Raw genomic sequence first — 20,613 nt, forward strand, 5'->3', positions numbered from 1 at the left:
TTTTGGTAATAATTCGAATGCCTTTCTGCCCTTGGTCGTTCGTAAAGAAAAAGCAAGGGATTTGATAAACCTTAAAGAAGATTTATCGATAGAGATGGCAGCTTCGCAAGCTTGGTGAAAGCGCTTTGCCGGCAGTGCTCGACAAGACCAATCGATGTTTCGCTTGAGGTCGATTGGTGTGGTCCGAAGGCGACCGGATGACCTGACGAGCTAACGGCTAAGGAAAGAGATTGGTTGACGCGTAACTGGCGGTTTCGTCAGTTTCGGTCTTGTGATCTTATCGTGGAAGCGGATCGAACCGGCGTCAAATCCCTGCGCACCGCGGGCGCTTAAGCCGGTGATAAGAAATGCCAAAGATGTGCAAACGTTTGAGTTCAGACTGAGCAGAGACGCGTCATGATACATGCTGGTGATAGTCGACGCGCTTCTTCAATATCGCCAGGTAACGCTTACCACTGACGCTCCGAGGACCGAAATTCCTTCGCGATGACAAAGCGATTCATCGGTCAATCCTTCCTGCACAGCAAGTGCCGCACTAGCGTGATAACTTGAATCGATGTCCAGGGAGAAAACTCATGCTGCTCTCCGATGAAGAACTGGCTCGCCTGCAATCCGTTGCGCCCTTCCTGCAAAGCGAAGCGCATGCGGCGCTGGAAGCGGAAGCGAACTATGAAGTGACGATGGAACTCGAATCGCATTTGCAGCCGGGCCTGCGCATTCGCGCGCCGGATTCGGCGCAAACGATCGCTGACGTCGATGCGCCGCCCTATGCACTCGATTTATTCGTCGGCTTGCCATTGAGTGAATTGCGCGCACTCGCTCATGCCGACGACGCCGCGCGCGAAGCCGAGATTGCGCGATTCGGCGCGCGCTTTTCGCCGCGTCTTTTACGCGCGATCGCCAGGATGACGCCGCATGAAGTCGATCTCGATGCCGGCGTGCAGAGCGAAGCGGGCACGCTGGCCGTCATGCTCGACGAGGACTAGACAGGGTCCTGCGTTTTTGTCGACGCTTCCTGCGCGCGCCGCAAGCGCTCGCGGCTGTTCGACAGATGCATGCGCATCGCCGCGCGGGCCGCTTCGGGATCGCGACGCTCGATCGCATCGTAGATATCTTCGTGCTCGCGATTCACGCGATCCAGATAGCTGCCCGGATCGTTGTGCGCGAGCGCCGCCGAATTGACGCGCGTGCGCGGAATGATCGTATTGCCGAGCTGGCTCAGGATGCTGTGGAAATAGCGGTTGCCCGTGGCCTTCGCGAGTTCGAGATGGAACGCGACATCGGCGGCAACCGCATTGCCCTCGCCCGCTTCGACCAGCCGCTCGAAATCGTCGAGCGCGCGGCGCATCTGCGCGAGGTTTTCATCGGTGCGGCGCATGGCGGCGAGACCGGCAGCCTCCGCTTCCAGGCTGATGCGCAACTCGAGAATCGCCATGACGTCGCGCACGGTGAGGTCGCCCGCGGAATCGATCTGGAACCGGTCCTGATCGCCTGCTTCGAGCACGAAGGTGCCGATACCGTGCCGCGTCTGCACGAGACGCGCCGCCTGCAGGCGGGAAATCGACTCGCGAACGACCGTGCGGCTCACGCCGAGCTGCGCCATGATCTCCGATTCCGTCGGCAGCTTGTCACCAGGCTGCAGCGCGCCGCTGCGAATCCGCTCGGACAATTCGGCGACGACTTCTTCGGTGAGATTACGGGAACGGCGAAGCGCGCCGGACGCGAGTGCTTGGGACATGGGAAAGCCGATCTTTGTATCCTCGATGGCCCATTATAGGGCGCGCGACAGCTTGTACGATGACTATCGACCCCGCCGGTATTTTGAATGCCAAACTCGCGCCCCGTTTGGGATCTTTAGAATCTGCACTCGCTCCAGATCATCGGTGCCGGAACACCTGCCATCAGCCATCGAAACATGCTTGCAAATCATCGGTTTGGGGCCAAAACAAACCGTTGATAAACCGTTTGTTGCGGCGTAAAGTTCAAGTACCGCATGAAGTAAAGACGCGCAAGCCAGACGGCATCGGGCCGCATCCGGCGGCCGCTGTTCGTCTGGAAGAAGCGCACTTCGCTTTATCGTCCGGCTCGCGAATCCATGCCGCATCCGTTGGATTCGCCATCTTCTCGCGCAGTCGCGGGCCTGAGCACAGCGGTTTACCGGCCGTCGCCGCACGCGTCTATGCGCTCGACCACGCCATTCGGCGCGCGCATCGCGCTCGATCGTCATTCAGGCGGCAGCCGGGGCAGACCCGTCTTCACAATCGTCGGATTCACGGCGATACTGAGGCGCGGCATCGAGGGTTGCAGGCAAGGAGACGAGCAAATGATGCGTGAAGTCAGCGGAGCGTTCTTTGGCTCCCGTAAGCTGGATGAAGCACTGGAAGATCTACGCGCGGAAGGCATCGCGGGCGATCGGGTCCGCCTGGCGAGGATGAGCGGCTTTGCCGATTTCCGTTCCTCGCAATCACAGAATGCCAGCTCGCAGACGCAGTGGATCGCGGCGGAATACGCGGGCCACGGCGAGCATCTCGGAGTGGTCGATACGCACGAATACCCCTTCGGCTTCGACGTTTCCGGCGACGACATCCTCCCGTCGTTCGGCGCGGACGGCGGCGATGCCGACGCGGCTTGCGGCATCACACGCGTGATCGTCAGCATTCGCGACGAAGCCGAGATGCGCGCGGTATGCGACATCTTCTCCCGGCTCGGCACCGACGATATCGACGTCGAAAGCGCCCCGGCCTGATTTGCGATACCCGGAGTCCACACGATGGCGCTCGCGCGCCGTCGTCTCGGTGCGTCACTGCGTCGGCATCGCGGGCTTCGCCTTCTTCTTGTGCTTGAGGTGAGAGCCGCCCTTGTGCGTGCTGCCGGGCACGGACGTGTTGTCACCGCCCGCGGTCGGCCCGGCCGTCGCGGCTGCGTGCGCGTTGCCGCCGCCCGAGCCGCCATTGCCGTTGCCGCCCGATTGCGCCATCGCCGCGCCCGACACGCCTATCGGCATGCCCGCCGTCAGCGCGAGTGAGAACCTCGATCCTGCTGTTCTCATGTTTTCCTCGTCCATCGGTTGAACCACCGTCCTCGTGCATTCCGCATGCAAGAAGCATAACGCAAAATGCCATTTGGTATCTGGCATGCTGCATGCACGCCTTTCGATTCCGTCACCGTGTCCGGCCCCTTTCGACCGCTACCCGCCCGCATATGGATGTCCGCAAAACCCGATCAGACTCAGCCGCACGCGACGATGCCGCGCCCGCATCGCGAGCAGGTTTTGTGCGCGTTCGCGGCGCGCGCGAGCACAACCTGAAGAACGTCGATGTCGACGTGCCGCGCGACGCGCTCGTCGTATTTACCGGCGTATCGGGCTCGGGCAAGTCGTCGCTGGCGTTCGGCACGCTCTACGCCGAGGCGCAGCGGCGCTACTTCGAGTCGGTCGCGCCGTATGCGCGGCGGCTCATCGAGCAGGTCGGCGTGCCGCAGGTCGATTCGATCGAAGGCTTGCCACCCGCCGTCGCGCTTCAACAGCAGCGCGGCGCGCCGAATGCGCGTTCGTCGGTCGGCAGCGTGACGACGCTATCGAGCCTCGTGCGCATGCTGTACTCGCGAACGGGCAGCTATCCGCCGAAGCAGCCGATGCTCTACGCGGAAGATTTCTCGCCGAACACGGTTCAGGGCGCGTGCCCCGTGTGCCATGGCCTCGGGCGCGTCTACGAAGTCACGGAGAAGTCGATGGTGCCGGACGACTCGCTCACGATCCGCGAGCGCGCCGTCGCGGCCTGGCCGCCCGCGTGGCACGGACAGAATCTGCGCGACATCCTCGTGACGCTCGGCTACGACGTCGATACGCCCTGGCGCGACTTGCCGAAGAAAGACCGTGACTGGATCCTCTTCACCGAGGAACAGCCCACCGTGCCGGTCTATGCCGGCCTCACGCCGAAGGAAACGCAAGCGGCCTTGAAGCGCGGCGCCGAACCGAGTTATCAAGGCACGTTCACCGGCGCGCGCCGCTACGTGCTGCACACCTTCGCGCATACGCAAAGCGCGCTCATGAAGAAACGCGTGTCGCGCTTCATGATCGGCAGCGATTGCTCCGCGTGTCACGGCAAGCGGCTCAAGAAAGAAGCGCTGTCCGTGACCTTCGCGGGACTCGATATCGCCGAGTTCGCGCGGCTGCCGATGAGCCGTGTCGCCGATCTGCTCGCGCCCATCGCGCGCGGCGAATGGCCGGCTCATGATGACGCGCCTGGCGCGGCGCTCGCGAAGAAGCACCGCGTCGCGGCGACAGCGAAGCGCGTCGCGGCAGGCGGCTCGGCACACCAGGCAGCACCCGACGTGCGCCGCACGGCCAATCTCTCCGATGAGAAACGCGCAGCCGCCCAGCGCATCGCCGCCGAGTTGCTCGAGCGGCTCGCCACGCTGATCGATCTCGGTCTCGGCTATCTGTCGCTCGATCGCGCGACGCCCACGCTATCGTCCGGCGAACTGCAGCGGCTGCGGCTCGCGACGCAGCTCGCGTCGCAGCTCTTCGGCGTCGTGTACGTGCTCGACGAGCCATCGGCTGGCCTGCATCCCGCCGATAGCGAAGCGCTCTTCGCCGCGTTGCAGCGCCTGAAGGCCGCGGGCAATTCGCTCTTCGTCATCGAGCACGATCTGAACACGATGCGGCGCGCAGACTGGCTCGTCGATGTCGGCCCGGCTGCCGGCGAACGAGGTGGCCATGTGCTCTACAGCGGGCCGCCCGAAGGTCTCGCATCGGTGGAGGAATCGCAAACGCGCAGGCATCTGTTCGCGCCGACGCGGACCATCGACCGCGCTGCGCGCGCGCCGCGCGGCTGGCTGCGGATCGAGGGCGTCGGGCGCAATAACCTGCATGGCATCGATGCGGCCTTTCCGCTCGGCGCCTTCACCACGGTCACCGGCATCTCAGGCTCGGGCAAGTCGAGCCTCGTCAGTCAGGCGTTGCCCGAACTCGTCGCGCAACGGCTCGGACGCGCGCTGGATGATGCCGAAGAAGACGAGCAGGACCCGCTCTTCGCACAGGCCGATGCATCGGCGGGCGGACGCATCGTCGAAGGCATGGAGACGATCCGGCGTCTCGTGCGCGTCGACCAGAAGCCGATCGGCCGCACGCCGCGTTCGAACCTCGCGACCTATACGGGCCTCTTCGATCACGTGCGCAAGCTGTTCGCCGACACACCCGCCGCACGCAAACATCGATACGGCGCGGGGCGTTTTTCGTTTAACGTGGCGCAAGGGCGTTGCCCGACCTGCGAGGGCGAAGGTTTCGTGAGCGTCGAATTGTTGTTTCTGCCGAGCGTCTATACGTCTTGCGCGACGTGTCACGGCTCGCGTTACAACCCGCAGACGCTCGCGATCGAATGGCACGGCAAGAACATCGCGGACGTGCTCGGCATGAGCGTCGACACGGCATGCGAGTTCTTCGCCGACGAGCCGAACGTCATGCGCGCGCTCACCGTGCTGCGCGACATCGGCCTCGGTTATTTGCGGCTCGGACAGCCCGCCACGGAGCTCTCGGGCGGCGAAGCGCAGCGCATCAAGCTCGCGACGGAGCTGCAGCGCGCGCATCGCGGCGACACGCTCTATATCCTCGACGAACCAACGACCGGCCTTCATCCCGCCGATGTGGACCGGCTGATGGCGCAACTGCAAGGGCTCGTCGATGCGGGCAACACGGTGGTCGTCGTGGAGCACGACATGCGCGTGGCATCGCTCTCCGACTGGGTGATCGATATCGGCCCTGGCGCGGGCGAGGATGGCGGACGGATTGTCGTGGCGGGCACGCCGCAACGCATCGCGGATCATGCCGCGAGCCGCACGGCGCGTTACCTGAAGGAAGCGCTGGATTCAGGCCGCGTGCTCTGAAGGCGCGCCTTGCCGATATGCTTCGTCGAACACGGTTTCGAGGCCCGCATGCGCGCCTCGCAGTTCATCGACGACGCGCTTCGCCCAGTCGAAGTACTCACGCTTTCTTTGCTCGCTCCAGCCCGAAGGCGGCATCGCGAGAATGTCGCGCAGATTGCAGATCTTGTCCGCGAGCTTCACGAGTTGTGCGTGACGACTGATATGCGCCGCATGCTCGATCTGCAGGCGCTTTCTCTCGGCCTTCGGCAAGGACTTGTCGTCCGTCACTTCATCGACGATGCGCGCGACATCCTCTCCGAACCATTGCACGAGTTCATCGCGTGATGTGTCGGTATCTTCGATCGTGTCGTGCAGAACGGCCGCGAGCAGCACGCGCTCGTCGTCGATGCCGCCTTCGTTGGCGAGCACGTTCGCCAGCGCGATCGGATGATTGATGTACGGCGACGCCTCCGCGTCCTTGCGGCGCTGATTGCGATGCTTGTCCGCCGCGAACGCGATGGCCCGGATCAGTTGATTCATCGGATGGTCTCTCGTGTGGAATACACGAAGTATACGTTTCGCCCCGATGACCGAGGCTCAATACAGCCCGATCCATCGCCACACATGAAAGCGCACGATCCCGACCAGTTCATGCAAGGCATTGCTGGAATCGAACCAGCCTCTCAGACGCGGCACCCACCACGTTCTCGCCTTGCGTACGGTCGCGACCGCCGGCTGCGGATGCAGATCGAACGCATTGAACGCTAGCAGCGCGCGGCGCATATGCAGCGACGATGTCACGAGCACCGAAGTGTCGTATTGCCGCGACCGTAGTATTTTCTCCGTATTGCGCGCGTTCTCGTATGTGTCGAGACTCGTATTCTCGATGATCAGATCCGAGCGCCTGACGCCCGCATCCACGAGCAAGCCTCCATACAAATCCGCTTCGCTTTGTTCATGGTGCTGAGGATTGCCTCCGCTCACGACGACGAAGCACGCCTTCTCTGTTTGAATGCAGCGCTTATAAAGCGATGCCGCGAGATCGATGCGCGTCATGGAATCGCCCTTGGGCACGAGACGCCGGTCACGGTCGTAACCGGTTCCACCGCCGAGGACGATGATCGCCGTGCGAGGTTCGAAGCGCGGCTCGTTCATCGAGTCGTAACCATGACTCGCGAGTTGTACGAGCGGTCCGGCGAGCAAGCTTCCGAGCAGCCAGAACACCGTGCCCGCAACCAGAACGATTGCGATGCGGCGCTTCTTCCAGACGACGAAGAACGCGAGGAATACCACCAGTAAAGCGATCAATACCAATTACGGCACTCCATTCGATAAGATTTCAAAACGCTTTCATTTAAGCATAGTTTTTGCAAGGCGTATTCGCGGGCACAGGCATAAGTTACCTGCATGGCCGGGATGCCGCGGCAGGCGTGAGTTTGAACGAATACAGCGAATCGATGCGTGCTCGAAAGCGCACAAAAGGCCGCATCGCTCATCGAAGCATACCGTGCGCCATCGCACGGACGTGTAGCCCTCGCAATCCGTTAAATACGATCAAACAAAAAAGAACGGCAGCGAGTGCGAGGACTTTCGTGAAATGGTCTTCACGAATAGAAAAACACCGCTGTCAATTCGCACCGGAGCAATGCGACATTCGACAAAAAATTCTTCGTCGCGCTCCGGATCAATCGCACCGCTGGCCGGGTACAAGGGAAAACACAGACAATGAAAACTGAATTGCGCCGTATCCTCGCTGAGTCCGCTCGTCTCGACGTGCCCATCGACACGCTTGCCGACGGCGACGACCTCTACGCCGCGGGTCTTTCCTCGCTCGCCACGGTTCACGTGATGCTTGCGATCGAAGACGAGTTCGGCATCGAGATTCCCGATCACATGCTCACGCGGCGTCTCTTCTCGAGCGTCGATTCGCTCGCGTCGGCCGTCGACGAACTGCGTCGCACGCAGGCGGCAGCATGAACGCGCCCGCACAGGAGATGGAAATCGCCGAGCTCGCGCAAAGCGTAAGCGCGCGCAGCGAAAGCGAGTTGATCGAAGCCGCGAAGCGTGTCGCCGCCATCGCCGCGAAGCACGCCGATGCGGTCGACCGGGAAGCGCGCTTTCCCGCTGAAGCGGTCGCAGCGATGCGCGAGGAGCGCCTCTTCTCCGCGATGATCCCGAAGCTTCACGGCGGCGACGGGCTCTCGCTCACCGGCGTGGCGCGCCTGTGCGAGGCGATGGCGCAAGGCTGCGCATCTTCCGCGATGATCTATGCGATGCATCAGAGCCAGGTCGTGTGCATCGTCGATCATGGCGTGAACGTGCCGTGGCAGCGCGACTTTCTCGCACGCATGGTGAACGAGCAACTGCTGCTCGCGTCGGCGACGTCGGAAGAGAACATCGGCGGCAACATGCGCACGAGCGCCTGCTCGGTCGATCTCGTCGACAACGCATTCCGCATCGAGAAGCTCGCACCGACCATTTCGTACGGCAAGTATTCGGACGCGATTCTCGTGACGGCACGCCGTCACCCGGATGCGCCGCCTTCGGATCAGGTTCTCATCGTCGCGCCGCGCGACACGTTCACGCTGGAGCAGCGCGGCACGTGGGACACGCTCGGCATGCGCGGCACATGCAGCGAAGGGCATCGGCTCGTCGCGAGCGGCGTGGCCGAACAGATTCTGCCCACGCCGTTCTCGAAGATCGCCGACGAAAGCATGCTGCCCGTATCGCATACCCTGTGGTCATCGGTATGGTGCGGCATCGCGAGCGACGCTGCGAATCGCGCGCATCAGTTCTTCCGCAATCAGGCGCGAGGCAAGCCCGCGTTGCCGCCTTCGGCCGCACGGCTCTCGCAAGTGCTCACGCTCATCAAGATGATGCAGGCGCGCCTGCGCGAATCGCTCGCCAACGTCGAGGCGGCGAGCGCCGAACGCGCGGCACGCAAGGCGAGCCAGAGCAATGACGACGATGCGCCGCTCGCGGCGTCGATCGGCATCAACGCGGACCTCAACATGCTCAAGCTGGCGATTTCGCAGTCGGCCGTGCATGTCGTGCAAGAGACGCTGATGATCTGCGGCATGGCGGGCTACAAGAACGACACGCCGTTCAGCGTGGGACGCCATCTGCGCGATCTGCATTCGGCGCCTCTCATGATCAGCAATGACCGCATCGAATTGAACACGGCGAATCTGCTGCTTGCGCAGCGCGCCGCAACGGGGACCCTTTGACGATATGAACATGCCGACAGAACAGGCCGCGATCATGCAGGCCGACGAACAAGCACAATCACAAGAGACTCGGGCACCGTACGACAAATCGGACGTGACGTTGCGCGATCGCCTCATCGAAGCGGGCATTCTGCTCGACACGGGCGAAGACGGTCTCTATGGCCGCAGCGAAGTATTCGAGGATGTCGTCGAGCGTCTCAATCAGGCGATCACGATGCTCGGCGCCGACCAGCACGCTGAAGTGCTGCGCTTTCCGCCCGCGATGCGCCGCCGCGATTTCGAGGACAGCGAGTACCTGAAGAGCTTCCCGAATCTCGCGGGCACGATCCATTCGTTCCAGGGCAACGATCGCGGGCATCATCGCCTGCTCGAAGCACTCGACAAGATCGTGCATATCGGCGAAGAAGAAGAGCGCTCCGACGACTGGATGGATCAGCAGAAGCCCACGCGCCTCGTGCTGACGCCGGCCGCATGCTATCCGATCTATCCGCTGGTCGCGAAGCGCGGCAAGCTCGCGGAAGAAGGCGCGATCTTCGATGCGTTCTCGTACTGCTTCCGTCACGAGCCGTCCATCGATCCGGGCCGCATGCAGATGTTCCGCATGCGCGAGTACATTCGCGTCGGCAGCCCCGAACAGGTGATGGCATTCCGTCAGAAGTGGATCGAGCGCGGCTCGCTGCTCGTGAATCTGCTGCAGTTGCCCTTCGAGATCGATCTGGCCAACGATCCGTTCTTCGGGCGCGGCGGCATGATCGTCGCGGACAGCCAGCGCGCGCAGCAGTTGAAGTTCGAACTGCTCGTGCCGGTCGCGACGCCCGATCGCCCGACCGCGTGCCTCTCGTTCAACTATCACCAGGATCACTTCGGCGAGCTCTGGCATATCAATCAGGCCGACGATCAGGTGGCGCATACGGCGTGTGTCGGCTTCGGCATGGAGCGCACGACGCTTGCCCTCTTCCGTCATCACGGTCTCGATGTCAAGGCGTGGCCCGAGCAGGTTCGTCAGTTGCTCTGGGGCGACAAGGCGCCGCTCATCGAAGAAGGCCTCGCGAAACTGGGAAGCGACGCATGAACGCACGATCGCCGGCGGAAGCCATAGCGGAAACGTCCGCGCCTCACGACGACGCATTCCGCCAGCACGCGCTGCATCGCGAAGAGCGCGTGTGGCTGGAGACGAACTGCTACGTCGATCTGTGGATCGAGCTGCTGCATCATTACGGCTGCGATCCGCGTGCAGCGCTCAACTTCACCGTGACGCAGGCGTTCGAGGGCGATCAGTTCACGTTCCCGAAGTTCTCGCTCGACGATATCGCGCGGCTCTACGGCCTGCAGGCCCAGGAGCTCGCGATCTACGACACGGTGGAAGCGCACGTGCGCGAGCAGACGCGGCGCGGGCAGATGGTGGTGGCCGAAGTGGATTCGTACTATCTGCCGGATACGCGTGCAACCGCGTACAGGCAGACGCATACGAAGACGACCATCGCCATCGACAGGATCGACACCGACGCGAAGCGCATCACGTACTTCCATAACGCGGGCTACTTCGCGTTGTCCGGCGAGGACTACGACGGCATCTTCCGTCTCATGCCGAACCTCGCGGGCGATGTGCTGGCGCTCTTCCCGTACGTGGAGTTCGTGAAGCGCGCGCGTGCTCCGCTCGAAGGCGATGCGCTCGTGCAACGCTCGGTCGAACTGCTCGCGCTGCGCCTCGCGGATCGTCCTGCGACGAACCCGGTCGCGCAATGGCGGGCGGCGTTTCCCGAGCATCTGCGCGCATTGCACGAACGCGATCCCGCGTACTATCACCTCTACACGTTCAACGTGATGCGTCAGCTCGGCTCGAACTTCGAGTTGCTCTCGAAGTATCTCGGCTGGCTGAACTGTCACGGTGTGGAAGTGCCGAGCGAGATTCAAACGAGCGCGCAGGCTATCGCAAGCGAAGCGATGGTCATGCAGTTCCGTCTCGCGCGCGCCCGCATGCGTTCACGCACCGATCCGTGCGACGATTGCCTCGAATCGATGCAGGCTTCGTACGACAAGGTCATCGAGCCGCTCGCCGCGCGCTTTCTCTGAACGCCGAAGCCGCGCATTCGATGCGCGGCTTTGGCGTCTCTCTTCCGAATTCATCGACAAGGAAGTTGCATGCACGTCCTGACCGCGCACGCGCCGCGGCGTCTCGCCGAAGGCTGGCAGTGCGTGAGCACGCCCGCGGGCGCATGCGCGACGCCCGCATCGCTCGATAGCTTCACGCAGTGGATCGACGCGCCCGTGCCGGGCACGATCGCATCGGCCTTGCGCGCGTCGGGTGTCGTCGATGACGCGCTCGCGCAGCCGTTCGCGCATGCGGATCACTGGTATCGCGTGAGGCTTTCCGGCAAGGGGAAACGGCGCTTGCGCTTCAACGGGCTCGCGACCATCGCCGAGATATGGCTCGACGGTCGCAAGCTGCTCGACACGGACTCCATGTTCGTCGCGCATGATCTCGACGTCGATCTCGATGGCGAACACACGCTCCATCTGTGCTTTCGTTCCATTGCGCCCGCGCTCGCGGCGAAACGCGGACGCGCGCGCTGGCGTCCGAAGCTCGCGCAGCCCGCGACGTTGCGCAACGTGCGCACGACCCTGCTCGGGCATATGTCGGGCTGGTGCCCGACGATACAGCCAGCGGGACCGTGGCGCGCGGTGGAACTCATCGGCGAATCGCGTGCGTGCATCGACGATATCGACATGCGCACGAGCGTCGATGGAAGCGACGGCGTGCTCGATGTCACCGTGCGCTTCTTTCATGCGCAGGAGCCCATGGCGCTCACGCTCGAATGCGGCGGCGCAAACTGCGCGATGCAATGGCAGGACGCGCATACAGTGAAGGGCCGCGTGCGCGTGCCGAATGTGCGCCTGTGGTATCCGCACACGCACGGCGAGCCATCGCTTCATGCGGTGAAGCTCGGCGATATCGAACTCGGCGAAGTCGGCTTTCGCACGATCGAAGTCGATCGCGGCGCGGACGGCAAGGGCTTTCAGATCGTCGTGAACGGCGTGCCCGTCTTCGCACGCGGCGCGTGCTGGACATCGGCGGATATCGTCGCGCTCGATGCGCCCCGCAAGAAGCTCGACGCCATCTTCGGGCTGATCCGCGATGCAGGCCTCAACATCGTTCGCGTGAACGGCATCACGCTTTACGAATCCGATACATTCTACGAACTCGCCGATAAACACGGCGTGCTCGTGTGGCAAGACTTCGCATTCGCCAACTTCGACTATCCCGACGACGAAGCCTTCCGCGGCAGCGTGCAACGCGAAGCCGAACAATTCCTCGCGCGCACGCGCCGCTTCGCATCGCTTGCGGTGATGTGCGGCGGAAGCGAAGTGCATCAACAGGCCGCGATGCTCGGCCTGCCCTTCGACGCTTATCAGCAGCGCCTCTTCACCGAGCTGTTGCCGGGCGCGGTCGCAGCGCAACGTCCCGATGTCGCATACGTGGTGAACTCGCCGAGCGCCGCGCCCGGTGATACCGAATCGATGCCCTTCGGCACGCGCGGCGGCATCACGCATTACTACGGCGTGCCCGCGTATCAGCGTGCATTCGACGATGTGCGCCGCGCGCAAGTGCGCTTCGCATCGGAATGCCTCGCGTTCGCCAACGTGCCCGACGATGTCGCATTGCGCGCGCTGCCGAATGCGCGCGCGCATGAACCGCGCTGGAAAGCGGGCGTGCCGCGCGATCCCGGCTCTGCGTGGGACTTCGACGATGTGCGCGAGCACTACATGCAATCGCTTTATCGCGTGGATGTGCCGCGCCTGCGCTATGAAAACCCCGAGCGCTATCTGGAGCTATCGCGGGCCGTCGTCGCCGATGTGATCGGCGCAGTCTTCTCCGAATGGCGTCGCGAAGGATCGACGTGCGCGGGCGGCATCGTGTGGAATCTGCTCGATGTGCGGCCGGGCGCGGGCTGGGGTGTCATCGACGTGCTCGGTGCGCCGAAGAGCGCGCTGCATGGACTCGCACGCGTGCTGCAACCGGTGCAGGCATTGATACTCGATGAAGGACTCGATGGCCTCGACGTGCATCTCGTCAACGAGACTGCGCATGAGATTCGCGCACGCGTCGAACTGGCGTGTTTGCGTGAAGGCTCGGTCAAGGTCGCGGGCGGTTCACGCGATGTCGTGTTGCAGCCGCGCAGCGTGCAGCGTGTATCGTCGAATGCGCTGATCGGCGCGTTCTTCGATATCGCTTATGCGTACCGCTTCGGCCCGCGCGCGCATGACGCGACGCATGTCGTGCTGCGCAATGCCGATTCGGGCGACGTGCTCTCGGAAGCATTTCACTTCCCCGATCCGTCGATCAGCGAGCGCCGCGATATCGGCTTGAACGTGTCGGTCGAACGGGACGAGCAAGGCTGGAGTCTCATCGTCGAGACGGCGCAGCTCGCGCGCTGGGTGCATGTGGACGATCCCAACTACTACGGGCGCACCGACTGGTTTCATCTCGCGCCGGGCAGCGCGCGGCACATTCCGCTCGTCGCGCGGCACGCGGACGTGCGCGCCGCGCCCGAGGGCGATGTATGTGCCGTCAACGCATCGCGCAGCGCGGCTTATCGCGCTTCGTAAAAGCGCCCGTCATACCGCGCGCTTGCTGCGCCGGAACTGATCGAACAGCACCGCCAGCAACAGGATGCCGCCGCGAATCAGATATTGATAGAACGTCGGCACGTTGAGCAGGCTCATCGCGTCCTGCACGGCGCCCATGATCAGCACGCCGACGAGCACGCCTGAAATCGTCGCGACACCGCCTGTCAACGACACGCCGCCGAGCACGCACGCCGAGATCACACCGAGCTCGAGACCGACCGAGGTCTTCGGATCGCCGAGACTCATGCGCGATGCGAGCATCACGCCCGCGAAGCCCGTGACGAGCCCTTGCAGCACGAACACCGTGATCTTGATGCGCGTGACGGGCAGGCCCGCGAGCGTGGCCGCTTCGCTATTGCCGCCCACGGCCAGCACGTTCTTGCCGAACACGGTCTTCTTCAGCAGAAAGCCGAACACCACGAAGCCGATGATATTGCTCCAGATCGGAAACGAGATGCCGAGGAACGAGCCGCCGCCGAGATCGAAGAAGCTTTCCTCGGAGATCATCACGGCATCGCCGTTCGATGTGAGGAACGCGAGGCCGCGCACCGCTTCCATCATCGCGAGCGTGGCGATCAGCGAGTTGATCTTGAAGCGCGCGATCAGCACGCCATTGACCAGTCCCACCGCGCCGCCCGCGAGCACGCCCGCCGCGATGCCGAGCGTCACGCTGTGCGTCGCGGTGATCACCGTCGATGCCATCACGCCGGCGAACGCGACGATCGATGCCACGGACAGGTCCACTTCGCCCAGCGCGAGCACGAACATCATGGTCACGGCGATGGAGCCGATCAGTGTCACCGAGAGCAGCAAGCCCTGAATGTTGCGCGGCGTGAGAAAGCCCGGCACCGTCACGGACAGCACCGCGAACAGCACGAGGAACACCACCACGATGCCCGACTTGTTGATGAGGTCCCACATGCGCGCCTGCGAAGGCGTGACGGGGGCGGCGCTATCGCTCGCCGAAGAAGTGCCTGGAGTTTGCATCAGTTGGCTCATATCGTGTTCATCCTTCTGTGCGCGGCCGTCAACGCGGCAGCGCGAGCTTGATCAGTTCGTCGGGGGTCGCGTCCGCCTTGGGCAATTCACCGGCAATGCGACCTTCCTTCATCACGATGATGCGATCCGCCACGCCGATGACTTCGGCCAGATCGCTCGACACCATGATCACCGTGCGCCCCGCTTCGGCGAGCTCGTACAGCAGGTTGTAGATTTCGGCACGCGCGCCGACATCGATGCCGCGCGTGGGCTCGTCCATCAGAAAGACGTCGATGCGCTCGGCGAGCCATCGCGACAGAATCACCTTTTGCTGATTGCCGCCCGATAGCGTGCCGATGGCCGTCTCGCCGCTCCTCGTCTTGATCGCGAGCTTCGCGATGTATTCCTGCGCGAGCGCGCGCTCACGCCGTGCATCGAGCAGAAAGCGGGCGGGACTGAAATGACGTCGCGCGCTGATATTGAGGTTGTCCGCCACCGATGCAATCGCGACGATGCCTTCCTGCTTGCGATCTTCAGGACACAGTGCGATGCCGGCGCGCACCGCATCGCGGGGGCTGGCAAAGGCCACGCGCTTGCCCTTGAGTTCGACATGTCCCGCGCTCGCTTTCGCCGCGCCGTAGATGAGCTTCATCAGTTCGGAACGGCCTGCGCCGACAAGCCCGAAGAAGCCGAGAATCTCCCCGCGCTGCGCCTTGAAGGAGACCGGCTCGGACAATCCCGGCCCGAGCAGTCCCTTCGCTTCGATCATCACATCGCCCGCTTCACGCGGACGATACCCGTACACGTCCGTGATCGAGCGGCCCACCATGCACCCGATCAGGCGATCGCGCTCGAGATCCGCGACCGACTCGAACGTCTCGATGCGCTTGCCGTCGCGAAACACCGTCACGCGATCGCATAGCTCATACACTTCGTCCATGCGGTGCGTGACGTAGATGATCGCGCGGCCATCGGCACGCAAAGCGTCGATGATGCGAAAGAGCTGCGCGGTCTCGCGCGCGGACAGCGAAGACGTCGGTTCATCGAACGCGATCACGCGCGCATCGCGCATCAGCGCCTTGCCGATCTCGATCATCTGACGCTGGCCGATGGAGAGGTTCTTCACCGGCGTGCGCGGATCGATGCGTTCTCCGAGCCGCTCCAGCTCCTTCATCGCGCGTTGCACGAGCGCGCGTTCATCGAGCACGCCACCGCGATTCGGCAACTGCCCGAGCATGAGGTTTTCAGCGACCGTCAGCTCGGGCACGAGATGCAATTCCTGATAGATGATCGCGATACCCGCTGCGATCGCCTCGCGCGTCGACGTGAAGCGTTGCTCGATGCCGTTCAGCCTGAGCGTGCCCGAAAGAGGCTTGTTCACGCCGGAGAGCACTTTGAGCAGCGTCGATTTGCCGGCGCCGTTTTCGCCCATCAAGCCGTGCACTTCGCCCGCGCGCACCGACAGCGATACGCCGTCGAGTGCGCGCACGCCGGGGAAGCTCACCGTGATGCCGTCGAGTTCGAGATAGCCGGCGGACGTCGCCGGCGCGCGCGTTTCATCAAGCGTCGTCGTATCCATGACGCCTTAGATGCCGAGTTCGGTTCGCACCGACTTCCAGTTTTCGCGCGTCATCAGCTTGCCGGTGGTTTGCGTGTCGGCGGCCGGCTGCTTGCCGTTGCGAATCCACTCGACGAGGTTCTGCGCGCTGTCCTTGCCGTGATTGGTCGAGCTCACCGCGATGGTGCCGAAGAAGCCCGTCTGCTCTTTCTTCTGGAACTCCGCGAACGCCTCGCCCGCACCGTTGATGCCGACGCCGATCACATCCGCCGAGGGAATATGCAGTTGTTCGGTGGCGCGCACGCCGCCCAGCACGCTTTCTTCGTTGAGCGCGAAGATCACCCACTTCTTGATGTTCGGATGCTGCGCAAGCACCGGCGATGCCGCGTTGAAGCCGCCTTCATCGTCCGTGGTTTTCTGCGGCGCATCGAAGATGTTTTCCTTCTTGAAGCCACCCGCGATGAGCGATTGCGTCGCGCCATCGGTACGCAGCTTGGCGGTCGGCAATTCATAGTCGGTGATGCGCAATGCGCCCACTTCTTCGGGCTTCCAGCCGCGGCGTTTCATTTCGCCCGCGATCGCATCGCCGACCTGATTGCCGATCTTGAACGCCGACATGCCCAGATGCGGCACGTTCGAAAGCGGCTTGCCGGACGAATCGACGAGCTGATCGTCGACGGATACGAACTTCATGTTGTAGCGCTTCGCACGCGCCTGAATCGCCGGTCCGAGACGCACGTCCGGCGCGCAGATCACGAAGCCCTGCGCACCTTGCGCGCCGAGGTTATCGATTGCGGCCAGCACTTTCTCGCCGTCCGGCGTGCCGATGTTCACCGAAGTGAAGTTCTCTTTCTTGCCGAGCGCGGAAGCGGCCTTCTGCTCGTTGATGAACCATGCCTGCTCGGGCATCTTCACGAGAAAGCCGATCTTGAGCGGCTCATCGGCTTGCGCGGCGCCGTGCATCGCGAACGGCGCGGCGAACATCGCGGCCATCATGGCGCGCAGGGTCAGGCGGCGGAAAGTGCTGGTCATGTCGTATGTCTCCTTTATGCTGGCTTTTGTGGTGATGATGGTTGCATTGCTAACGACCGAACGCCTCGGTCTCGACGAGACGTCCTGTGAGGAACGCATCGGCGACGAGACGCAGCGGGCGCACGTCGACGTCCGTCTGCTTCGTTTCGATGAGTTCGTGGAAGCGCTCATACAGCGCGGGATATTCGCGTTCGGGGCCGAGCGCGATGTCCTTTCCCGCGATCGACAAACGCTTGCCGCCTTCGCGAATCGAAAGACGGCCCGCATCCGTATCGACATCGATAGCCCATTCCTCGACGGGACCATGACGCCAGTCGAATACCGCACGCACCGGCGCGCCGTTCGTCGCGATGCAATCGAGTTCCGCTGCGATGGGCGTGGATGTATCGCTTGGCGTGGTGAGCGTCGCCGCGCGCAACGCGATTTCGTGCGGCAGGATGCGCGTGACGATCGACAGCGCGTTGATGCCCGGATCGAACACGCCGAGACCGCCCGGCTCCCAGATCCATTGCTGTCCCGGATGCCAGCGGCGCACATCTTCTTTCCAGCGCACTTCGACTGCGCGAATTGCGCCTGCATCTTTCGATGCGAGCCATGCGCGCGCAGGCTCGACGGCGCTTGCCGCACGCGAATGCCATGAAGCGAAGAGCGTGCAGCCGCGTGAGCGCGCAATGTCATGCAACGCTTCGACCTCGCTCACGCTCGCGCCCGGAGGCTTTTCGAGCATGACGTGCTTGCCGGCTTCGAGCGCGGCCAGCGCCTGCGCGTAGCGCACTTGCGGCGGCGCGCACAGCGAGATCGCATCGAGCGAGGGCTCGGCGGCGAGCAGCGCGTCGATGTCCTGATAGTTCCGCACGCCTTCGACGCTCGCGTTGCGGCTCGCGCATGCGACGAGTTCGAATCCTGGCTGCGCGGCGATGGCGGGCAGATGCTGATCGCGCGCGATCTTGCCGATGCCGACGACGCCGAGCTTATAGATGGGTTTCATGCGATGCCTCCTTTTGGCTCAAGGACTTTCTTGTTCGAGCGAGAGCGTCAGGTTCCCGCGCCGTCACGCCGAAGCAGCTTTGCCCAGAGCCCTTTAGGTCCTTGCTTCGTTGTTTCGACAAAAAGTCCATCAAGGCGAATTTGCGTCAGGCGATGGTCGGACCCTACGCCCAGTGCTATGCGCGGAGCAACCGCGCACCAGGTCGATGAATTGCTCCACGAGAGATAAAGCGTGCCGCGTCGAGGCTCGTAGAACACATCCGGGTCCATCATCGTCGCGTGTCCGTTTTCATCGAATATCGCTTCGATATGCGGAGTACCCGAAAGGGCATCGACATACGGGAATGCACATTCGACCCATTTCTCGGCATTGGTATAAAAATCGAGTTCTTTGAGTCGCTTCTCCGAGTCAAGCAGCATCGATAACGTTCCTGCGGTAATAACGTACGTGCGTGGAACGATGTCGAAACGCCGCTCGAGTTCTTCGCTGAAGCTGCCTCCCGTTTCAGAGGAAGACGGCGACGCATGCTCGACCGCGCAACGTACGGTGAAGCTATCGCTATCCCATTCCACCGTCTGACGGGAATCGACATGTGCCGAGGTATAAATGGCGGGCAGCGTCATCTGTTGCTCTTATAAGCGAAGTGAAGCACTGTGTAGTCACGTTCTCGAACGACCACATCAAGCATATACCGGGTGCCGTTACGCATCATCGGACACGTATATTGGAGAATTCCCGAGTGGCCTTTGGGGTCTGGCATACGTTTTCCATGTCTGATAGCAAGCCTGAGTATGTGAACCGGTACGTAACGCCCTGCCTCCGACATATGCGCCAGTGGTGCCGCAGCGAAACGCAGCGGTTATTGCATCAACGCGCGGTACCGGCTACGCACCCCAAACAACGTGCCTCTCCCTAGAGCCACGCTTACACCCTTTGCCCCCACTCAGTGAAACCTCTAAACCCCGCCCTCCAGAGACCGCCCACGATGAACAATAGATCGAACGGATCGATCAGCGGGGATTCCAGCGGCCTTTCACTTATCGTGATACTCCCGTCCAGCGCATATATGCGGGTTACGCCAGCGACCTCATCGCGATAGCCGATCACGATATTCAACTCGGCATCATAGATGGGTCTCGCATTGAACGATAGACCGTGTGGACGAACTTCAAACAAACCAGCAACGCGTGGCCTTTTCGTATCGTCCCAATCTAAGGAGGGTTCATCCCCCGTATACGTCAACGATTTATGCATATCCTTGATCGAAAGTTGATGTGACGATAAGCGTACTTCGTCTTCCCAACTAGATTGTCATAGAAAGTCAATCCGGTGGATCGATACGAAAAGATCTCCGCATGCTCACTCTTCGATACTCCGCCTTGGATACCCCCATCACCCCCAACGCAACACCATCGCATCGAGACGCCGCGCAATCGCGATCAATTCATCGCGCGTTTCCCGTCCCATCGCGGGCAGCGGATGACGCGGCAGTTCGCACGCAATAACACCGCCCTCTTTCATCAGCGCCTTGGCCGCGAGCAGCCCCGCTTGCCGGTTCTCGTGATTGATGAGCGGAAGCCAGCGCTGATACAGATCGAATGCATCATCGATGCGCCCGTTGCGATGCGCCTCGATGATCGGTCGAATACCGTCGGGAAAACCGCCGCCCGTCATCGAGCCGGACGCGCCCGCGTTGAGATCGGCGAGCAGCGTGATCGCTTCCTCGCCATCCCACGGACCTTCGATGGCATCGCCGCCGAGCCTGATCAACTCGCGCAGCTTGTTCGCCGCGCCCGGCGTTTCGATCTTGAAGTACGACACCTGCTCGATCTCGCGAGCCATGCGTGCGAGAAACGCCGCCGACAGCGGCGTGCCCGCAGCCGGCGCGTCCTGGATCATGATGGGGACCGTCAACGCATCCGAGAGGCGCGCATAGAACTCGTGAATCGATGCCTCCGGCACGCGAAACGTCGCGCCGTGATACGGCGGCATCGCCATGATCATCGCTGCGCCGAGTTCCTGCGCGCGCCGGCTGCGCTCGATGCATACGCGCGTGCCGTAATGCGATGTCGTGACGATCACCGGCACGCGGCCCGCCACGTGTTCGAGAATCGTGCGCGTGAGCGTGTCGCGTTCGTCGTCGGCGAGCGAGAACTGCTCGGAGAAGTTGGCGAGAATCGCGAGGCCATCGGAACCTGCATCGATCATGAAATCGACCGCGCGCTTCTGGCTGTCGAGATCGAGTTCGCCCGATTCGGTGAAGGTCGTCGGCACGACCGGAAAGATGCCGCGATAGCGTGGATTGGCGAGACTGGTCATGCTGTCGTCCGAAGTGAATT

At 62.6% G+C, this 20,613-nt stretch carries 19 protein-coding genes; 9 read left to right on the forward strand and 10 right to left on the reverse strand.

Going from position 1 to position 20,613, the window contains the following annotated elements; genetic code table 11:
- The first annotated feature begins 575 nt into the window (after window positions 1–575).
- Entirely contained in the window at window positions 576–986 is a 411-nt protein-coding gene (locus AWB78_RS02295; protein ID WP_062601828.1) for a hypothetical protein, read from the forward strand.
- On the opposite strand, the gene AWB78_RS02300 is transcribed toward AWB78_RS02295, so the two are convergent.
- The gene (locus tag AWB78_RS02300; protein WP_062601829.1) at window positions 983–1,738 is read right to left on the reverse strand and encodes a FadR/GntR family transcriptional regulator; all 756 of its coding nucleotides are present in this window, start codon (window positions 1,736–1,738) and stop codon (window positions 983–985) included. The genes AWB78_RS02295 and AWB78_RS02300 overlap by 4 nt on opposite strands.
- A gap of 59 nt (window positions 1,739–1,797) precedes the next feature.
- On the opposite strand from AWB78_RS02300, the gene AWB78_RS46235 reads away from it, so the two are divergent.
- The gene (locus AWB78_RS46235; protein WP_157697394.1) at window positions 1,798–2,334 is read left to right on the forward strand and encodes a hypothetical protein; all 537 of its coding nucleotides are present in this window, start codon (window positions 1,798–1,800) and stop codon (window positions 2,332–2,334) included.
- On the forward strand, window positions 2,324–2,746 hold the full coding sequence (locus AWB78_RS02305; RefSeq protein ID WP_062602383.1) for a hypothetical protein: 423 nt from the start codon (window positions 2,324–2,326) through the stop codon (window positions 2,744–2,746). Before AWB78_RS46235 ends, AWB78_RS02305 begins: the two co-directional genes overlap by 11 nt.
- A 54-nt stretch (window positions 2,747–2,800) precedes the next feature.
- Here AWB78_RS02305 and AWB78_RS02310 read toward each other — a convergent pair whose 3' ends face one another.
- Complete coding sequence (locus AWB78_RS02310; protein ID WP_062602385.1) at window positions 2,801–3,049, reverse strand: hypothetical protein; 249 nt, start codon at window positions 3,047–3,049, stop codon at window positions 2,801–2,803.
- 152 nt (window positions 3,050–3,201) lie between these two features.
- Between AWB78_RS02310 and AWB78_RS02315 the strand changes: the two genes are divergently transcribed.
- On the forward strand, window positions 3,202–5,883 hold the full coding sequence (locus AWB78_RS02315; RefSeq protein ID WP_062601831.1) for an excinuclease ABC subunit UvrA: 2,682 nt from the start codon (window positions 3,202–3,204) through the stop codon (window positions 5,881–5,883).
- Here AWB78_RS02315 and AWB78_RS02320 read toward each other — a convergent pair.
- Together AWB78_RS02320 and AWB78_RS02325 are read right to left on the reverse strand one after the other, a co-directional pair.
- On the reverse strand, window positions 5,866–6,402 hold the full coding sequence (locus AWB78_RS02320) for an HD domain-containing protein (protein WP_062601833.1): 537 nt from the start codon (window positions 6,400–6,402) through the stop codon (window positions 5,866–5,868). The two genes, AWB78_RS02315 and AWB78_RS02320, sit on opposite strands and share 18 nt — an antisense overlap.
- 57 nt (window positions 6,403–6,459) lie before the next feature.
- Entirely contained in the window at window positions 6,460–7,176 is a 717-nt protein-coding gene (locus AWB78_RS02325) for a YdcF family protein (protein WP_062601835.1), read from the reverse strand.
- 411 nt (window positions 7,177–7,587) lie between these two features.
- Here AWB78_RS02325 and AWB78_RS02330 point away from each other — a divergent pair, with 411 nt between their 5' ends.
- The 5 genes from AWB78_RS02330 to AWB78_RS02350 all read left to right on the forward strand — a co-directional run bounded on the left by AWB78_RS02330 (window position 7,588) and on the right by AWB78_RS02350 (window position 13,697).
- Entirely contained in the window at window positions 7,588–7,839 is a 252-nt protein-coding gene (locus tag AWB78_RS02330; protein ID WP_061159162.1) for an acyl carrier protein, read from the forward strand.
- Window positions 7,836–9,089: an acyl-CoA dehydrogenase family protein gene (locus AWB78_RS02335; RefSeq protein WP_062601837.1), complete on the forward strand. Its 1,254-nt coding sequence runs from the start codon at window positions 7,836–7,838 to the stop codon at window positions 9,087–9,089. Before AWB78_RS02330 ends, AWB78_RS02335 begins: the two co-directional genes overlap by 4 nt.
- 4 nt (window positions 9,090–9,093) lie before the next feature.
- Window positions 9,094–10,161 (forward strand): amino acid--[acyl-carrier-protein] ligase, encoded by a 1,068-nt coding sequence (locus AWB78_RS02340; RefSeq protein WP_374729442.1) that lies wholly within the window; start codon window positions 9,094–9,096, stop codon window positions 10,159–10,161.
- Window positions 10,158–11,162: a DUF1839 family protein gene (locus AWB78_RS02345; protein ID WP_062601839.1), complete on the forward strand. Its 1,005-nt coding sequence runs from the start codon at window positions 10,158–10,160 to the stop codon at window positions 11,160–11,162. The genes AWB78_RS02340 and AWB78_RS02345 overlap by 4 nt, the downstream gene beginning before the upstream one ends.
- A 69-nt stretch (window positions 11,163–11,231) precedes the next feature.
- Complete coding sequence (locus AWB78_RS02350) at window positions 11,232–13,697, forward strand: glycosyl hydrolase 2 galactose-binding domain-containing protein (RefSeq protein WP_062601841.1); 2,466 nt, start codon at window positions 11,232–11,234, stop codon at window positions 13,695–13,697.
- 9 nt (window positions 13,698–13,706) lie between these two features.
- Here AWB78_RS02350 and araH read toward each other — a convergent pair whose 3' ends face one another.
- From araH to AWB78_RS02385, 6 genes are all read right to left on the reverse strand, one after another.
- Window positions 13,707–14,717 carry an L-arabinose ABC transporter permease AraH gene (araH, locus tag AWB78_RS02355; RefSeq protein WP_198399192.1) on the reverse strand — a complete coding sequence of 337 codons (1,011 nt, stop codon included), beginning with the start codon at window positions 14,715–14,717 and terminating at the stop codon, window positions 13,707–13,709.
- Between the two features lie 28 nt (window positions 14,718–14,745).
- Window positions 14,746–16,275 (reverse strand): L-arabinose ABC transporter ATP-binding protein AraG, encoded by a 1,530-nt coding sequence (gene araG / locus AWB78_RS02360; protein ID WP_062601843.1) that lies wholly within the window; start codon window positions 16,273–16,275, stop codon window positions 14,746–14,748.
- A 6-nt stretch (window positions 16,276–16,281) separates the two neighbouring features.
- On the reverse strand, window positions 16,282–17,286 hold the full coding sequence (locus AWB78_RS02365) for an arabinose ABC transporter substrate-binding protein (protein WP_062601845.1): 1,005 nt from the start codon (window positions 17,284–17,286) through the stop codon (window positions 16,282–16,284).
- 49 nt (window positions 17,287–17,335) lie between these two features.
- Window positions 17,336–18,274, reverse strand: a complete 939-nt coding sequence (locus AWB78_RS02370; protein ID WP_062601847.1) for a Gfo/Idh/MocA family protein — start codon at window positions 18,272–18,274, stop codon at window positions 17,336–17,338.
- A 47-nt stretch (window positions 18,275–18,321) separates the two neighbouring features.
- Complete coding sequence (locus AWB78_RS45150) at window positions 18,322–18,897, reverse strand: hypothetical protein (protein WP_198399193.1); 576 nt, start codon at window positions 18,895–18,897, stop codon at window positions 18,322–18,324.
- A gap of 769 nt (window positions 18,898–19,666) precedes the next feature.
- Window positions 19,667–20,593: a dihydrodipicolinate synthase family protein gene (locus AWB78_RS02385; RefSeq protein ID WP_062601849.1), complete on the reverse strand. Its 927-nt coding sequence runs from the start codon at window positions 20,591–20,593 to the stop codon at window positions 19,667–19,669.
- Between the last annotated feature and the right edge of the window lie 20 nt (window positions 20,594–20,613).

Origin of the sequence: Caballeronia calidae (assembly GCF_900044055.2) — a bacterium.
GTDB classification, from domain to species: Bacteria; Pseudomonadota; Gammaproteobacteria; order Burkholderiales; family Burkholderiaceae; genus Caballeronia; species Caballeronia calidae.

What these genes read in the sequence shown, in the direction of transcription:
- AWB78_RS02295 (WP_062601828.1), top strand. Translation starts at nt 576, where the DNA reads ATGCTGCTCTCCGATGAAGAACTGGCTCGCCTGCAATCCGTTGCGCCC.
- AWB78_RS02300 (WP_062601829.1), bottom strand. Translation starts at nt 1,738, where the DNA reads ATGTCCCAAGCACTCGCGTCCGGCGCGCTTCGCCGTTCCCGTAATCTC.
- AWB78_RS46235 (WP_157697394.1), top strand. Translation starts at nt 1,798, where the DNA reads ATGACTATCGACCCCGCCGGTATTTTGAATGCCAAACTCGCGCCCCGT.
- AWB78_RS02305 (WP_062602383.1), top strand. Translation starts at nt 2,324, where the DNA reads ATGATGCGTGAAGTCAGCGGAGCGTTCTTTGGCTCCCGTAAGCTGGAT.
- AWB78_RS02310 (WP_062602385.1), bottom strand. Translation starts at nt 3,049, where the DNA reads ATGAGAACAGCAGGATCGAGGTTCTCACTCGCGCTGACGGCGGGCATG.
- AWB78_RS02315 (WP_062601831.1), top strand. Translation starts at nt 3,202, where the DNA reads ATGGATGTCCGCAAAACCCGATCAGACTCAGCCGCACGCGACGATGCC.
- AWB78_RS02320 (WP_062601833.1), bottom strand. Translation starts at nt 6,402, where the DNA reads ATGAATCAACTGATCCGGGCCATCGCGTTCGCGGCGGACAAGCATCGC.
- AWB78_RS02330 (WP_061159162.1), top strand. Translation starts at nt 7,588, where the DNA reads ATGAAAACTGAATTGCGCCGTATCCTCGCTGAGTCCGCTCGTCTCGAC.
- AWB78_RS02335 (WP_062601837.1), top strand. Translation starts at nt 7,836, where the DNA reads ATGAACGCGCCCGCACAGGAGATGGAAATCGCCGAGCTCGCGCAAAGC.
- AWB78_RS02340 (WP_374729442.1), top strand. Translation starts at nt 9,094, where the DNA reads ATGAACATGCCGACAGAACAGGCCGCGATCATGCAGGCCGACGAACAA.
- AWB78_RS02345 (WP_062601839.1), top strand. Translation starts at nt 10,158, where the DNA reads ATGAACGCACGATCGCCGGCGGAAGCCATAGCGGAAACGTCCGCGCCT.
- AWB78_RS02350 (WP_062601841.1), top strand. Translation starts at nt 11,232, where the DNA reads ATGCACGTCCTGACCGCGCACGCGCCGCGGCGTCTCGCCGAAGGCTGG.
- araH (WP_198399192.1), bottom strand. Translation starts at nt 14,717, where the DNA reads ATGAGCCAACTGATGCAAACTCCAGGCACTTCTTCGGCGAGCGATAGC.
- araG (WP_062601843.1), bottom strand. Translation starts at nt 16,275, where the DNA reads ATGGATACGACGACGCTTGATGAAACGCGCGCGCCGGCGACGTCCGCC.
- AWB78_RS02365 (WP_062601845.1), bottom strand. Translation starts at nt 17,286, where the DNA reads ATGACCAGCACTTTCCGCCGCCTGACCCTGCGCGCCATGATGGCCGCG.
- AWB78_RS02370 (WP_062601847.1), bottom strand. Translation starts at nt 18,274, where the DNA reads ATGAAACCCATCTATAAGCTCGGCGTCGTCGGCATCGGCAAGATCGCG.
- AWB78_RS45150 (WP_198399193.1), bottom strand. Translation starts at nt 18,897, where the DNA reads ATGACGCTGCCCGCCATTTATACCTCGGCACATGTCGATTCCCGTCAG.
- AWB78_RS02385 (WP_062601849.1), bottom strand. Translation starts at nt 20,593, where the DNA reads ATGACCAGTCTCGCCAATCCACGCTATCGCGGCATCTTTCCGGTCGTG.